General features: G+C 40.4%; 5 protein-coding genes. All 5 read right to left on the minus strand.

From position 1 onward, the window contains the following. Positions 1-154: 154 nt before the first annotated feature. Genes LS69_RS09470 through LS69_RS09490 form a run of 5 tightly spaced genes read right to left on the minus strand, consistent with a single transcriptional unit; the run spans position 155 to position 9,446 of the window. Positions 155-1,723 (minus strand): terminase family protein, encoded by a 1,569-nt coding sequence (locus LS69_RS09470; protein ID WP_034374161.1) that lies wholly within the window; start codon positions 1,721-1,723, stop codon positions 155-157. Positions 1,724-1,731: 8 nt separating this feature from the next. Next, positions 1,732-6,870, minus strand: coding sequence for a PBECR2 nuclease fold domain-containing protein (locus LS69_RS10580; protein ID WP_194145483.1), 5,139 nt, complete (start codon positions 6,868-6,870; stop codon positions 1,732-1,734). A gap of 9 nt (positions 6,871-6,879) precedes the next feature. Beyond that, positions 6,880-7,836, minus strand: coding sequence for a hypothetical protein (locus tag LS69_RS09480; RefSeq protein WP_034374006.1), 957 nt, complete (start codon positions 7,834-7,836; stop codon positions 6,880-6,882). Then, positions 7,836-8,597 (minus strand): hypothetical protein, encoded by a 762-nt coding sequence (locus LS69_RS09485; protein ID WP_034374009.1) that lies wholly within the window; start codon positions 8,595-8,597, stop codon positions 7,836-7,838. The genes LS69_RS09480 and LS69_RS09485 overlap by 1 nt, the downstream gene beginning before the upstream one ends. Before the next feature lie 15 nt (positions 8,598-8,612). Continuing rightward, complete coding sequence (locus LS69_RS09490; RefSeq protein ID WP_034374012.1) at positions 8,613-9,446, minus strand: hypothetical protein; 834 nt, start codon at positions 9,444-9,446, stop codon at positions 8,613-8,615. Positions 9,447-9,558 lie beyond the last annotated feature (112 nt).

The following is a 9,558-nucleotide window of genomic DNA, read 5'->3' on the forward strand; positions in this document are numbered from 1 at the left end:
CGTGGTTTTTTGGAGATTTTGGAGGTGAGGCTAGACTAGAGGTCTGCGAACCTTCAAAATCTCCAAAATCTGCGAAATGATTACCCAAAGCTGAATGCTCTAAACCCTTAAAATTTTGCTAATCTCTGCTATGGATACCCAAAGCTGAATGCTTTTAGATGTTCCATGCTGGGCGTGATAACCTCCTCCCCTGCACGCCCTGCTTTTTTGCTCCCCTTATAGGTATCACTTCATCGTGCATCATCGCACTTGCGATCGCATCGATACAATCATCTTTCCGAAAGGGCTTTGCGGGATTAAAGCTAAAAAGCTCTTTTTTGATTTGTTTTAATCCCCGCGCATTGTGCAAAAACACCAAAAAGCCGGTGTTATAGTAAGGTCTGATTGCCTTTATCTTCTCTACCTTGCTGATTTTCCGACTAGGGGTGTAGCATTTGACGGAGTTAATAATGGCATTTTTCCCGCTGCTCTTTGCGTTAAAATTAAACCTTACGATTTCATTCTCTAAAAGTCGCTCTAGCGTGAGCCCTCCCCCCTCGCTCTCTATATAAACCTTTGCAGTGGGATTGTCATACATAAGGCTTATAAGCTCTTTGAGTGTCTCTTCCTCACTCCATATCCCGCACAGACAATCCCGCACGACATAGCGCACCGCTTCTTGATACGATTCTACCCCGATAAGCACTAAAGCCCTATTGTCTGCATTCGCATTAAGGCTCATTGCATTATCCACAAAGATATAGAGATTTTGCGCGCTGCATTCATAGCTAGGGATAGTCTTAAAATACACCTTTTCAAAATACCCCGCTTCACTCACTTGCGGGTCTTGCTGATATTGCGTAGAGAATTCATCATTACCCATTTGCAGCCTTAGACGCTCTAGCTCCTCTTTGGTATGCCTCAAAGGAAATAACGCGGTGTGTGCTGCTCTCTGATAGCTATACTCCCCTATGGAGTAGCTCTCCTCCTTGTCATTGAGTGCCTTAAGGCTGATTTGTTGCCATTGCTCGATAATAGAGCGCTCAAAGTTTTTCTCACTAAGCAAGAATCCGCACAAATCCTCATCGCCGAGTCTTTGCATCAAAATCGTGATATTGCTTTGATTGTCTTGAAGTCGGCTCATCACACTTTCTTTAAAGTTTTGATTGACTAAGTTTCGCTCACTCCTGCTTGTCATCGCACTGACTTTGATAGGATCATCGATAAGGATTTGGTGTGCGTGAAACCCTGTCAAAGCACTCTTAAGTGTCGTTACGAATAGCCCTCCCCCCTCTTTAAAGATAAACTCATTTGCATTGTCTTGTAAAAACTGCGGATTCTTACCAAACACACTCGCAAAAAACCGACTTTTAAGCAAGTCGCGCACTTGATTGCTGATTTTCCTACACAGCTCATCGCTATAACTGATATAAAAAAACTTCCTTTGAGGATAATTCCCCAAAGCCCACGCGATAAAGCAGCGCGCGATAATTTCGGTTTTACCATAAGAGGGAGGCATATTTATCATAAGCCTTGTAATGGTCTGTCTTTCGGGTATAAATCCAAGATTTTCGGTATTGCAAGGCAAGGTATTTTCTAAAACCTTGCACAAATAATCATAATGCCAATTATCCATAAAAGGCTTTTTCTCATACCGCTCCCACTTGAGTAGCACAAAGTGTTTGAGGCTTTTTTTGGCTAACGCTCGAGTAGCTAGCTCTTTTTGGATTGTCTCTTTATCCATTTAAACCCTTAGCACTCTAGCTCTTTTAAATGCTCTAGTATGTATTGATAGGCTTCTTTAGCTTGTGGGAGGTTTTTGAAGTCTATCCCTACGAGATTAGCATAATACACAAAATCATCTAAGGTGTTAAAATTCACCTCTGACATATCAAATACTTTTTGTGGTATAATGTCGGTAGGGTTTTTGCCACTTACTTGGTTAGCGGGGTATTCAATCTGCAAGTCAGAGGGCTTAGAGTAAGTTCCGCCCGATTTTAATATATCAGACGCGCCAGCAACTTCCCCGCCCTTAAATCCTTGTGTTTGAGACAAATCCTCCCTTAGGATATTTTTAAGCTCTTCTATGTCTTGGGATTCTAATCTCCCACTGCCCACCTTTGTATAAATCACCCTATCTTCTTCTAAGGCTTCTAAAAGCATTTTGCTTTTTTCTGCATTTTGTGATATAATGTCATTGTCAATCTTGTTGGGCATTAAGCGTTGCTCTGTAAAAGTTTGGTTGTAACGGAGATTTTCAAACTTGGTAGATTGATAAATCACTTCTCCACCATCAAACATTTTATTTTCTAAATTATTTGTCTTTTTAGGTGCATTGCTTACGATAGTGATATGTGTATCAAAATCTTTACCTACACTTGTAAAATACTTTTTATCATCAATTTCCCTAGCAAAAATAACATTTCCTTGATGTGAAATAATTTTATCAGGATTCTCTAGCGTCTCTTTGATTTGTGGGATATATTGCGTGCGATTTTTTGCACTTAGCTTCAAAAGGCTTCCTTGTGTGAGCTTGACTTTTTTATCTCCTAAAGCTTTTTTTACTTCGGGGCTAAAATGCGGGATAAAATCCTCATCTAAGCTCTTAAGATTAAAGGTCTTTAGCCATTGTTCTTGCACTTCATTGCTTAGTTTGTGGGTTTTGCCACTTGCATCTTTAAAGATTTTATCCCCATTACTAAGCTCTTTGATAAATTTGTTTTCTCCCCTTAAAGCACCTATTTTCTGCTCCAACTCCCCTAGCATCATATGTTCATCATTGGCGAGATCTTGTATATCTTTTGCCATAGATTCTGTGATAAACACATCTCCGCTAGGATTACTCGGCGTGGGAGGCTGGGGGTGGGTAAGCTTAGGGTTATTAAGCATATCTAAGGTAATGGCTCTTGGGTATTTGAGCTCTTGGACTGCCCTTTTTAGGTGGAATAGCACGGCATCTTTATCCCCGATATGAGGGACTCTAAAAAAGAGATTCCTAAAAAGCTTATTGACCAAAAATACCTTTGCTCTGCCCTCTAGTGAAGTGCTTAACGCTCCATTCCCTGCCCCGCTCTTAAAGCCTTTTGCCCCGGCTATTTTGTGAGCGAATTGATACACACTTGCTAACTCTTTAAAGATATTGAGCGCGTTTTGTGCTTGAGGGTGCAAAGGGAGCTTTTCAAGCTCTGCGATGTCTTTTAGGGCTTTGGTGAGATTTATCATACTCGCGCCGTCATTCTCTTTAATATGTCTCTCCAAGGCTCTAAAGATTAAAAGCGTTTGCGTGGCTTCCTGCATTCTGGGATTAAACTTAGCAAAAATAGTATTTTCTAGCCCTTGTATAGAATCTACCCACTGCTTATCTAGCACTGCCTTTTTCCACTCTTCCACGCTGCGCATTGAATTTATCGTGCTCTTTTTAGGCTTATCCATAAAGATTGCTTTAGTGAGCTTGTCATTAAGCCTGTGTTTCATATCCGCATAATCAATATTTGCTTTTTTGAAATTCTCTAATATTTGTCGCAAATCCTGCGCTTGCTGTGGTATAATATCTTTTGAGACTGCAGGGCTTTGTGTCTTATTGACAAGGTCGGCGGGGTTAAGGATTCCCTGCAAACTCTCCGCATTTAATATCCTTTCACTTCTTACAATATCATTGATTACTTTTTTGACTTGGGTTGTTGGAATCCCTGTGATATTTATCTCATCTTGCGTAATAGCTAGATAATATAAATTCTTATTTTCTTTGTGTTGGAATGCCTTAATATATTCCTGACGCAATTCACCATTTCGGCTAATTTCTAAGACCAAATCGGGCTTTTCTTTAGTAGTCTTAAAAAGTTTTAAAAACTCCTCTCTTTGCTCTCTATCTGCCTTATCTGCAAAATGTGTTTTAAGATTCTCCAAATCCTTGATTTTTACTCCCATTGGCATCTGCTCGGGTTGGATATATTTTAAAGAAAGTATCGCCCTTTGTTTGTCCGCGCTTAATGCCTTAAATTCTGCACTTTGTGCGTAATTATCCACTGCTTGTGTAACTATTGTGTCAAAAATCTCTGCTTGCTTGTCTAATTTTGTGCTTTGTGGTATAATATCTTTTAGCAGCCCACTCTTTGCTTGCTGCTCCTGCGGAATAAAAGTTTGGATAAGGTCCGCGTGTGTTACTTGTCCCCTTAAATATTTTTCATCTACATTAGGAATCCCTGTGATTAATAGCCTATCATTATCTCGAGTTACTAAGAGATATTTTATATCCCCCTTGTCTGTTTGAAAGGATTTAATGTATTCTTTCTTTCCGTCTTTAAAGCTTAAAATGAGGTTTGGCTCTTTAAAGGTAGGCTCTACTAAGTGTAAATATGCCATTCGGTTTTTTGCGTCATTTCTGCTTTGTAAATGTTTTATAAAGTTTTCTTTATTCTCAAAGTTTGCTAATTGTGTCAGAAACGCATCAATATCAATCTCTTTAGGGAGTGTGGTTTGAGGTCTAAGATAATGGCTTAGATTATTAAGCACTTCGTGCTTGTCTAATTTTGTGCTTTGTGGTATAATATCACTTGCAAGCGTGCGGTTACTATCTAAGTTAATCCCCGTGCTGAACGGGCGGGTTAGCGGCTCACCTGTTGGGCTTAGTAGTGCGTTTGCCTCTTTAAAAAGCTCCTTTTGCTTTTGCTCTTCATTAAGCGTATCTATATTTATTTTTTCAAGTGCATTCTTCGCCTCTGACATTTTACTCATCTGCATCTTAGCGATTTTCTTTTCTATGGCATTATGTATCGTAGTGTCTATGGCGTCTTTGAGCATTGCCATACTCTCATCAACTCTAAATTTTTTCAAAGTATTAGGATTGTCATTAAAGTTTTTGAGGATTTGATTAATATCTTTTCTCTTCTCTAAAGCTTCTTTAATCGTGATATTGCGTCCCTCTAGGTTTTTCACTTCATTAATCAAAAGCTTACTGATGTCGCTATTAATCCCAAAGTCTGTAATCGCTATATCTGCCATTTGTTTAAAAGGAGTTAAAAGATCTAGCCTCTCTCCCTCAAGTGCGTTTTGTAGCTCCCCCACTGCCTTTTTATAATTATTCTTTACTTCGTTTTCTGCTTGGCTCACTAAGGCTTGAAAGACTTTAGGCAAGCTAGGGTTTGTTTCATTTTTAAGCACTTCTTTTGCGATAAGCTTCTCATAATCCCCGCTCAAAGCCTTAAAGTCTTTTGCCATTTTATTCATCGCTTGGCTTAAAATGCGCGCTTCGACATCATCAAGCTGTCCTGCGAGGGCATCGGCTAAGTCTTTATTTTTAAGCACATTTGCTAAAAGCTCTTGTTGCTTGCCTTTAACCGTTTCATCTTTCGCACTTAGAGAATCAAGCTTATTCAGAGGGAGATACTCCCGCGCCTTAGAGATTAGGCTATTAATAAGCGTATTTTCTTTGAAATCGTCCCTTATGACATTCTCACTCTGTGTGGATAAAAACCGCTCTAAATTGTCGCTTCGGGATTGTTTCGTGCCATGCTCTTTTAAGATTCTATCAATCGCCCCGACATTTTGCCCTTGCAAACTCGCACTTATCTTAGTAAAGATTTTTTTCATACCCTCTTGCGTGTCATCGGGTTTGAGCTTAAAAAAGCTAGAGTTTTTCACACCCTTTACCACCGCTCCGATACCCGCAAAGGCTAAATCCCCCGCGATATTAAAGCTCGCTTCTTGGCTTCCGTGTAAAAGTAGCTCGGGGATACTCACATCACGCTCTAGCACTAAATCTGTCAATACCGCATCGCTTATCCCCCCTGCAAATCCCCCGAGCGCACCTCCTGCGATCGCACCTTTGAGACCCTTTTTACTCCCTGCTATCGCTCCTGCTATCCCTAAGCTTATACTGCCGATATTGTCTTTTATGGCATTATTCACCATTGTGTTAAAATTCTCATCGACTTTAAAGACCTTACCCTGCTTGATAAAATAAAGCCCGTGTTGATTATAAGCAAGCGCATCAAAGCCCATTTTCTCCGCGACAATCTCATAATCCTTTAACGCTTGGGTTTGCTTCTCACTAAGGCTCTCACTGCTCCAAAGCTCGTGTAAAAATTGCTGGCTGGGTAAAATATTTTCTAGCTTCCTGCTCATCGCACTAAAATCTTGCACATATTCTTGTGCGCGCGTTAGGTCCTTAAAAAACTCCCACTGCTCTTTATCGTCTCGAAAAAGCCGACTGACTATCCCTAAAGATTCTTTGACAAGGGGCATCACTTGCTGTTTTTCTTGCTCATCAAGCTCTGCATAGCTTTTGCTCCCGTGCTGTTGCAAAGCTTGGTAGGCATTGACTTTTTGATCATGCGCTTTTTCTACCCCGCTTTTTTGGGTAAATCTGTCCGTAAAGGCATCGATTACATTGCTATACCCGCGCTGCAAGGTCGCGACTTCATTACTATAGCCTTTTAAGCCTAAGCCCTTTAATTTATCACTAGTGAGATTTGCTTGGGAGGCAGTTTGTTGCACTTCATTCAGTCGTGCCTTACGCTCTTGTATATTTTCATTTTCGTATCCTGTGGCATATTCTAGCGCACTGCTTGCAAAGTCTTTAATATCTTGCCCTAAGCTTTGATTTGCGCGCTCAAATTCATATTTTTTCAAACTTTGCTTTGCGAGATTTTCTTTATATTGTGGTGAGTAGAGTGTGTCTATATTTTTACTCGGATTATTGACATTGATATTAAAGGGATTGTTTTTCAAATAATCGTATTGTTGCTCTAAAGGCAAAGCCTCTAACTGCTCCCACTTTAAATCTGTGTCAAGATTCTTTAAATGCTCTAAGAGATACTCTTTCTTCCCCCCTAAGCTCTCAAATTTATCAAAATCAACTCTCGCATGTGTTTTAAAATCTACTGCCTGCATTTCTTCTCCTTATTTGTGCGCAAATCCCATCAATACTAATAAATCTGCCGTTTCTTTTCCGTTTAGCTCTCTGTTTTCTGTCTGTGCGGCTTGGAGTAATTTCTCCGCTGTGTTAATCTGTGCCAAACCCTGCTCATAATACCTTATTTGCTCGGGATTAAGCCCGCTGTATTTGACATTTTGGATATGCTCCCCTATCCTGTGCTTGGTCTCTTGGAGGATATTTTTTGTTATGGCAAGCGCGCCTTTTTGATTGCTAAGATAAGGGATAAGCTTTTTACTCTGCTCTAATTCCCCCGCTAGGATTCTGCCATCACCCCTGCTTTTTGCTACCGTGTAATTTGCTAAAAGTCTGTCTTTATACACCTCAAAATCCCGCGTGTTACCTATCGCCCCAAAGGTTACATTTTTGACCCCTTGCTTTAAGGCTTCGTTAAAAGTCTTTTGCCCGCCCATACCGATAAGCATCTCTATCGTGCTTTTGGCATTGCCTAAATGCTTGGTGATTTCATTCACACTCTTTGTCTGATTGGTTACCCTGTGCGTGTTGTCGCTCTTAATGTCCATTTTATGAAACACATAGCTGACATTTAATCCTAATTGCTTGGCTAAATACGCGTCCATTAGGCTAAGATGCTCTTTTTTATCAAAGTATGCCACGCCTGTATTGCGTCTCTTATCAAGGTAGCTCCCCTCGTATTTATCGGGTTGTATCATCATATCTTGTGGAGAGGGGGGAATCTCTTGCGGGGGTTGTATCGCGTTAATCTCCTCACTGCTCTTAGCATCATCAAAGCTCAAACTCTCCCCCAAAAGTTTTGCTTGTGCGTCTGCTTCGCTTATAGGGGGCTGGGTAGAGGCGTTATTCATTTGTTTATTGACTAACGCCGCGCCGCTGCTCTCTGCTCCTATTTTTTGTAAAAATGGCTTTTTATTCTCCATTTCTTGTATTGCTTGTGCGTCCATCAAATCTCCTCTCTGACTTCTATATAAATGCTCTCGCTCACAAATTCATTATCATTATTCTTTGCCTTAAAGGTTACTTTATAGATACCTGCGTTCTTTTTATGGAAATGCAAGGCTTTGTTATCCTGCGTAGTGATTTGCTCATCATCGATTAAAAAATAGCTCTCATTTTCTCCATACACGCTCATTCCTAAAATGATCATTCTTTCACTTGTCGTGATAATATTTTTTGGCGCGTATATGCCTATTTGCTTACTGCCTAAGCCCAAACTCTGAATCTTTGCAAGCTCTCCGTATTCCTTAAGCATCGTATCATAGTTTTGACTTAAGGGTTTGGTGTCAATTTGTGCGATTTCTTTCAAGACTACTTCGCTGATATTTGCTAACGCACTGCCGTCATTAAGGCTTGCGCTGTTGTTAGCAATGGCATTCATCGCGACATTAAAAAACCCGATATACGCATTTGCCTTATTAATCGCGGCATTATCTATCACACTCCGCTTAATGCTCTCTGCTTGGATTATGGAGCTTATCGCGTCTGCTCCTGCTTTGAGATTATTAATGCGCTCTCTGCTTATGGTGAGCTCAAGCTCTATGAGCGTTTTTTTAATCGCGAGGTTTAATTCTTGCTTTTTAAAGTCTAGCTCTTGCATATTTAGACTTGCTTGCGCGCTCTGCACGGCTAACTCATCATTAGCAAATTGGCTAAAAAGCCCTTTTTTGATAAAGTTAATCTTTTCTACAAAATCTTTAGAATTCACACCTTTTCCTTTATCTCACTTACTGACTAAAATATTTTGCTTCTCTTGCGTTGGCTCACTCAAAGACTTGCGCAAGTTTTTGTTCGTCTCTTCTCTAATCAATTCAGCGATACCCTCTTGGAGGGCAAGAATCTTAAGGCTTTCTAATCGTAGTTTTGCCTCCCATCGTTGGTGTATCAATGCGTCTTTTTCTATCGCATTTGCCCAAACTTTAGGGGCTTGGGCTGTAAGGGTTTCTTTGATGCACTCCTGCATAAAAGGACCTTGTATAAGCTCTTCTAGTGCTTGGGCGTTGTCTTGCTTTAAAAGTGCAAATACGCTCTCTTGGAGATTTTGGCTCACTTCTTGGCTTAGTCGCTCCGTATCAATAGGGAGCTGTGTATAGTCTATCTCTGCTCCTGCTAGGGTTTCTTTGACATATTCTTTGAGGCTCTCTTGGAGATGCGCGGTGTGGGTGATTTCGCTCGGCAAACTTTGGCTTAGAGTGCTTTTTAGCTCTGTGTAAAGTGCGTTTTGTAGCTCATCGCTAAGGTGTGCTAAGTCTTGCGTATTTTGGGATTGCAGACTTTGGCTTAATTGCGCTAACTCTTGGGCATTAAAGCTCTTAAGCTCATTTTCCAAAAGCTTAGAGTAAGTGCCTATCTCTTTATCAATCGCGCTTAAAAGTGTGTCTTTAGCCTCTTGCAGATGCGAGTTTGCTAATTGCGCATTTTGTGCCTTAAGCTCTTCTAACATTTGGCTTAAGAATCTTTGACTATTGTCCTTAAACTCGCTTAGATTCTTATCATTCAAGCTTTGCACTTGGGCTAAGATGTCTTGGATTTGTTGGATTTTTTCAGAGATAAGCATTTTTTATTCCTTTTTCCAATTAAGATAAATTCGTCCTTGCGGTTAAAATCCTTGATTGCTGCATTCGCATTGCGGTTACGGACGCTAAGTCCGCTCCCTTATGCTCATTTGC

This window comes from Helicobacter sp. MIT 05-5294, from assembly GCF_000765675.1.
Lineage (GTDB): Bacteria > Campylobacterota > Campylobacteria > Campylobacterales > Helicobacteraceae > Helicobacter_D.